This window comes from Occallatibacter sp., assembly GCF_049802275.1.
Taxonomy (GTDB): Bacteria; Acidobacteriota; Terriglobia; order Terriglobales; family Acidobacteriaceae; genus Telmatobacter.
Map to the genome: position 1 here is coordinate 1 of NZ_JBARMD010000726.1, position 4481 is coordinate 4481.

Consider the following 4481-nt stretch of genomic DNA (forward strand, 5'->3'; position numbering starts at 1 on the left):
CCGTGTAGGGGTGGAAGCCGTAGTCGATGAGGCGCTTGGCGATGTCGCCGGTCTTCACTCCCTTGGCAGCCTGCCGCTTGTCGCTGAAAACGACTTCGTGCATCGACGGAGTCTTGTAGGGCAGTTCGTAAAGATCTTCAAGATTCTTGCGAATGTAGTTGGCGTTGAGCACCGCGTCTTCGGTGGTCTGGCGCAGGCCATCCGGTCCGTTGGCCAGGATGTATGCGAGCGCGCGAATGAACATGCCGGTGTTGCCGTAGAAGGCGCGGACGCGGCCCACGGATTGGGGACGGTTGAACTCCCAGTGGAGCGTGGACAATTGAGGTCCGTGGCTTCCAACCCTTTCACCTAAAAGCTGGCGAAAGGATGGGGCCCCCAAATTCTGAGGTGATTCGGAAGATGGCTTGCGAACGAGAACCGGCGTGGGCAGAAAGGGCTCGAGGAACTTCTTGCACGCCACTGGGCCCGATCCGGGACCACCGCCACCGTGCGGAGTCGAAAACGTCTTGTGCAAGTTGAGGTGCATCACGTCGACGCCGAAGTCGCCGGGGCGTACTTTGCCGACCAGCGCGTTCATGTTGGCGCCATCCATGTAGAGGAGAGCGCCTTTTGCGTGAAGAATGTCGGCGATCTTGTGGATCTCGTTTTCGAACACGCCGAGGGTGGACGGATTGGTGAGCATCAGCGCAGCGGTATCTTCGTCGACCTGGCGCGCGAGCGCTTCAAGATCGATGCCGCCGTCGGCGTTGGACTTGAGGTTCTCGACCTGGTAGCCGCAGATGGCCGCGGTGGCAGGGTTGGTGCCATGGGCCGAGTCGGGAATGATGATCTTGCGGCGGGCGTTGCCCTGTGACTCATGCCACGCACGAACCAGCAGAATGCCAGTGAACTCGCCATGCGCGCCAGCTGCGGGCTGCAGGGTGATGGTGTCCATGCCGGTGATATCGATGAGGCAACGCTGCAGCAGGTCGATGATCTCAAGCACGCCCTGTGCGAGCGATTCGGGCCGGTAGGGATGCGCTTCGGCAAGACCCTCGATGCGGGAGACGAATTCGTTGACACGCGGGTTGTACTTCATGGTGCAGGAACCGAGCGGATACATGCCGAGATCGATGGCGTAATTCCAGGTGGAGAGGCGCGTGAAGTGGCGGATGATCTCGATCTCGCTGAGCTCGGGGAGCAGGCCGGGCACCTTGCGGTGCGCGTCGCCCAGCAGTTCGGCTGGGTCCACTTCAGGCACGTCGAGTGGCGGCAGCTTGTAGGCCTTCTTGCCCGGCGAGGATTTCTCGAAGACCAGCCCTTCGTTCTGCGTCTGGTGGGGACGAACCTTGCCGATGCTGCGATTGATCTGCGACTCAGTTGTTGCCATTTCTATGCCTCCACCGGCGCTGCGGCCAGCACCTTTGCCGCGCGATCAATGGTTTCGCGCGCGATCACTTCTGTCGCGCACCAGAGGGTTGCGTTCTTCAGTTCCGGATACCAGCGGCCCAGATCGATGCCGCCGACAATTTTTTCGTCAAGCAGGCGCTGACTCCATTGCGCTGGAGACTCCTGCGTCTCTAAAACGAATTCATGAAAGCGTGGAGCGCCCTTGAACAACAGTTTTGCGCCGGGCTGCTCGCTCAATGTCTTTGCCGCGTACGCTGCCTTGGCCAGATTGTGCTCGGCCAATTCTCGAATGCCTTCCTTGCCGTACACGGTAAGGAAGATCGTCGCCATCAGCGCCACCAATGCTTGATTCGTGCAGATGTTTGACGTCGCCTTTTCACGCCGGATGTGTTGCTCGCGCGTCGACAGCGTGAGGACGAATCCCCGATTCCCATTCGCATCCACCGTCTGGCCCGCGAGACGGCCGGGCATCTGGCGCAGGTACTGCTCCTTGGCCGCGATGACGCCGCAGAACGGCCCGCCATAGCTGAGCGCGACGCCGAACGACTGCGCTTCCATGCTGACAATATCGGCCTCGACGGGCGGGCGGACAACGCCAAGCGAGACGGCCTCAGCGATCGACACGATGAGCAGCGCGCCTTTTTTGTGCGCGATCTCCGCGATCGCAGGAATGTCTTCAATGACGCCGAAGAAGTTGGGGCTCTGGACGAGCACTGCTGCGGTCTCTTCGGTGACGGCGGCCTCCAGTGCTTGAAGATCCACACGGCCCGTTTCGGCGACGTAGCCGATCTGAGACGTCGGCAAATCGCGGAATTGCAGGTAAGTGTGCAGCACTTCGCGATACTCGGGATGCACCGTGGAGGCGACGACCGCTTTGTGGCGGCCGGTAACGCGCATGGCCATCAGCACCGCTTCGGCCGCGCCAGTCGAACCGTCGTACATGCTGGCGTTGGCTACGTCCATGCCCGTTAGTTCGGCAATCATGGTCTGGAATTCGAAGATCGCCTGCAGCGTTCCCTGCGTGATCTCCGGTTGATAGGGCGTATAGCTTGTCAGGAATTCGCCACGCTGAACCAGCGAGTCAATGATCACCGGGCGATAGTGACGATAGCAGCCCGCGCCCAGGAAGCTGGCGTAATCAGTGGCGTTCTTCTGCGCGGCGGCCTTGAAGTAGTCGATGATCTCGCTCTCGGCCTGCTGGCGAGGCACATCGAGGTCGCGCGTGAGCCGGTACTCGGCTGGGATGATGGCAAAGAGATCGTCAATAGCCCTGGCGCCGATGGCCTTGAGCATCTGCTCGCGTTCGGCGGGGGATTTGGGTAGGTAGCGCATATCAGCTTCTAGCCTCTAGCTTCTAGCTCCTAGCTAAAAGCAGGTGTCTCGAGCAAAATGGAATCTCCGAGGATCACATTTCTCGGAGTTGATGCTGCCGCGTTTCAACGCGAAAGAGCTAGAAGCTAGGAGCTAATAGCTGGCAGCCGGTTTACGCCCCCGTCTCTTCCGACACAAACTTTTCATAAGATGCGGCGTCGAGCAGTTTTTCGTATTCCGATGGATCAGAGAGCTCGAGCTTGATGATCCAGGTCTCGTGGGGAGCCTCATTGATCTTGTCGGGGCTGGTCTTCAACTCCTCATTCACAGCCGTCACCGTGCCGGTAACAGGCGAGTACAAGTCGCTGACAGCCTTGACGCTTTCGACCGAACCGAAAGACGCGTTCGCAATGATGGAGTCGCCTACCTTGGGCACGTCAACGTAGACGATGTCGCCCAGAGAGTTCTGCGCATAGTCCGTGATACCGACCGTCCCGATTTTGCCGTCGAGCGAGATCCATTCGTGCTCGCGGGTATAGCGGTAGTTTGTGGGATAAGCCATAGAAGAACATGCTCCTTTCGGAAAGCAAATGAAGCTACAGTGTACGACCTCGGAACGGTGAGCAGGGTATGAGGAAAATCAGTCATTTGCGGGGTCAAAATCGGCGACCGACGCTGGTTGCAGGCTACTTTACCGGCCCGAATCCGGCGTAGGGTTCGAGCGGGACAAGGACAGAGATTTCCAGCATTCCGGCTTTGAAGATGGGCAGGCTTTCGCATGCTTGCCGCACCTCAGCCTCGCTTGCTGCCTCCCACACGATAGCGGCGCCCGGCGTATCGCCCCTGCGCCAGACCTGGCGGAGGATGCCGGCGATGTAAAGTTCCTTGACGCGCTGGCCCTCCCGCGCGACGAGTTCCGGGGTAAAGGCTTCAGCGGGGAACGCGTCTGTACGGCGGCGCGAAAGCGTTAGAAATTGCATAGTTGAATTGTACGAAAAGCGGCAAGCTCGTTCGTCTCACACATCCGTTCGGCTCGCAGGCGAGTCAGGCGGCGCTGGTCTCAAGATCGGCCGTCAGCCGACGGAAGTCGAGCAACATCTTTGCCCGCCAGATCACGATCATGCCGAAAGCGAGGATGAAGAAGATGCCTGCTGTCTGTTGCGTGGTGAGGATGGTGTCGAAGTAGCCGCGAGCAAACAAGCGAATAGCCGCAAGCACCAGAATGACAAGGAGAAAAGCGCTCGAACGCTTCATCCGCACGGTCTCTCCCTGGCGTTCCAGGCGCGTCGTCAGCAGCAATGGCCACGCCAGAACGGCGGCACCGATGAGGAATGCGATCGCTGCCCAGGACCAGGGTACGCGAAATGCTGAATCCACAAACATCGAGAATCCGGTGGCCATGCCAAGCGGAGGAATGATGATCTTTCTGAGGGAGACAGCGCTCCGTGCCTCACGCAGCCGCCACATGATGACAACGACCGCACCCGCACCCGCGGCGAGAACCGAGCCGGCTGCTTTGGCGAAGAATGGGGGGAAGAGGGCGAGAAGCACCATTCATCCATTTTATGGGAATCCGAAATTTCGTGCGCTCGCGACCTGAGTCAATTTCCGCCGCCCGTGACCTCGTTCCTATTTCATGAAAAACTTCCCATGTCCACCGTTTGCCCAAGGATCGTAGTGCTCGGCAAACTCTGCACGTTGCTGTACAGAGGGGTGGCTGTACGACCAGAACTCTACGAATGCGTTGGGGTTGGGATCGTCAAGCCAGGCTTCGCCCAGGT

Annotated in this window: 5 protein-coding genes; all 5 read right to left on the reverse strand. The window is 59.4% G+C overall.

Annotation, left to right across the window (positions count from 1 at the left end; all coding sequences use genetic code 11):
- Positions 1 to 1369, reverse strand: a 1369-nt coding sequence (gene gcvPB, locus WA354_RS24395) for an aminomethyl-transferring glycine dehydrogenase subunit GcvPB (protein WP_472815628.1), incomplete at its 3' end; no start/stop codon positions are given.
- 2 nt (positions 1370 to 1371) lie between these two features.
- Positions 1372 to 2721: an aminomethyl-transferring glycine dehydrogenase subunit GcvPA gene (gcvPA, locus tag WA354_RS24400; protein ID WP_472815629.1), complete on the reverse strand. Its 1350-nt coding sequence runs from the start codon at positions 2719 to 2721 to the stop codon at positions 1372 to 1374.
- Between the two features lie 151 nt (positions 2722 to 2872).
- The gene (gene gcvH, locus WA354_RS24405; protein ID WP_472815630.1) at positions 2873 to 3262 is read right to left on the reverse strand and encodes a glycine cleavage system protein GcvH; all 390 of its coding nucleotides are present in this window, start codon (positions 3260 to 3262) and stop codon (positions 2873 to 2875) included.
- Between the two features lie 124 nt (positions 3263 to 3386).
- A complete protein-coding gene (locus tag WA354_RS24410; RefSeq protein ID WP_472815631.1) occupies positions 3387 to 3680 on the reverse strand; it encodes a muconolactone Delta-isomerase family protein in 294 nt (97 codons plus the stop codon).
- A 64-nt stretch (positions 3681 to 3744) separates the two neighbouring features.
- On the reverse strand, positions 3745 to 4254 hold the full coding sequence (locus WA354_RS24415) for a CcdC family protein (RefSeq protein ID WP_472815632.1): 510 nt from the start codon (positions 4252 to 4254) through the stop codon (positions 3745 to 3747).
- Between the last annotated feature and the right edge of the window lie 227 nt (positions 4255 to 4481).